Source organism: Vibrio sp. Vb0888, assembly GCF_033338835.1.
GTDB classification, from domain to species: domain Bacteria; phylum Pseudomonadota; class Gammaproteobacteria; order Enterobacterales; family Vibrionaceae; genus Vibrio; species Vibrio alginolyticus.
On sequence record NZ_JAWOTL010000134.1, the window covers coordinates 1 to 1382 of the forward strand.

Annotated in this window: 1 protein-coding gene; it reads right to left on the reverse strand. The window is 50.3% G+C overall.

All coding sequences use genetic code 11. The features are described 5' to 3' along the window. Positions 1-96: 96 nt before the first annotated feature. Positions 97-1382 (reverse strand): putative basic amino acid antiporter YfcC (gene yfcC / locus R7P72_RS24455; RefSeq protein ID WP_318110890.1); only part of this gene is annotated, 1286 nt, incomplete at its 5' end.

The window sequence follows — 1382 nt, forward strand, 5'->3', positions numbered from 1 at the left end:
GTTGTCACTCCAAAACATCGTTTTGATGCTTATTTGTCATTTGGCTTGAATCAAAAAAGGCGAGAACTTGTCTCGCCTTCTTATCTGTTAATCAGTTTACGCAAAACCCATCACGTGAGCTGCGACGACGACAATGCTCGATAGGGTAAAGCGTAATAGCATAAAGCGCCAGCAGAATTTCGCCCAGTCACCCCAGTCGATACGACACACGCCAAGCGTTGCCATTAGGGACGCAGAAGTAGGAACGATCACGTTAGTGAAACCATCACCCAGTTGGAATGCCAGAACCGCTACCTGACGCGTTACGCCAGCGATGTCTGCAAGAGGAGACAGCAGAGGCATCGTAAGTGCTGCTTGGCCAGAACCCGAGGTTACGAAGAAGTTGAAGATGGATTGGAACACATACATCAACCAAGCTGCGGCGACATCAGGAAGGCCGCTGATCACACCGCCTGCGCTGTTCAAAATCGAGTTCAGTACGCTTGCTTCATCGGTAGTACCACCACCCAGAATAAGCAATACACCTTTCGCACAGCCAACCAAAAGAGCAGGAGCTAGCATGATTGCTGCGCCTTCTTTGAATGCGTCCGCCGCACAGTTAAGGGTCATGCCGTTTAGGCGGAAGATCGTACCGATGATGGCAACCACAAAGCCCATTGTGAAGAACTGAGAAGCGATTTCTGGGATGTACCATGCTTTGGCTACTACGCCCCAAACCACCCAAATCGTCGTTGCGATAACCGTTAGAATAACGAGCGTGTCTCCGAAGTTCCAACGAGAGTCGTGGCTACCTAGTTCTTGCTGACGGAAGTATTTATCCGTACGGCGGCTGTAAGAGTACTCAGGATTTGCTTTGATGCGAGACGCATAAACCATCGTAAAGGCGATACCGATGAGTGTAAAACCAACCCAAAGTGCCATACGAACCGTCATGCCCGATAGTACAGGAATACCAGCAATACCTTGTGCAATCGCAACCGAGAATGGGTTCATCCAAGATGTCGCAAAACCAATCTGAGTCGCAACGTAAGTCACCATTACGGTCGTAATGCCGTCATAACCTAGGCGAACCATCAATGGAGCGATGATGATGGCGAACGCCACCGCCTCTTCACCCATCCCAAAGACAGCGCCGCCCAAAGAGAACAGCAAGAACAGAACAGGAATGAAGAGCGCTTCGTTACCTTTGGTTTTGTCGATCAGGCGAAGGATACCGTTGTCGATAGTGCCCGTGCGCATCACGACACCAAAAGCGCCGCCGATCACAAGCATAAACATGATAACGCCGATTGCGCTGCCCCATTTTGAACCTGAAACCAGACCTTCAAATGGGAAGTTCATCAAGCCGATACCGCCGCCAGAAGCGAAGAGACCCACTTTGT